Genomic DNA, 288 nt, shown 5'->3' with positions numbered 1-288 from the left:
CGAGATAGGACCAACCAATTGAACGCCTTCAGGGCTTAACACTTTTAGGTCGCTAGCTTCAATATTGATGCCTTGAGCCGGATCGAGCTGAGTGTCGCCTGATTTAACCTTAGTGATGTCGGTTTCTAAGAACTCGACAATACTTTCGGCTGCGCCAACCGCTTGTTGCTTCGCGTGGTAGAAAGTACCTAAGTCACGCAGAGGTTGGTAAAACTCTGGCGCCAAGATAAGGATGAACAAACCTGCGAATAGAGTAATGCCAACACCGTAGTGACCGAAGTTCAGTTC

At 47.9% G+C, this 288-nt stretch carries 1 pseudogene; it reads right to left on the bottom strand.

Features of this window, described 5'->3' with window-relative positions:
* Positions 1-288, bottom strand: a pseudogene (locus AB4496_RS28020) (cysteine/glutathione ABC transporter permease/ATP-binding protein CydD); the annotation flags it as partial.

Source organism: Vibrio sp. 10N.222.46.A1 (assembly GCF_041473595.1).
Lineage (GTDB): Bacteria > Pseudomonadota > Gammaproteobacteria > Enterobacterales > Vibrionaceae > Vibrio > Vibrio tasmaniensis_A.
This window is presented reverse-complemented; position numbering and strand designations above follow the sequence as displayed.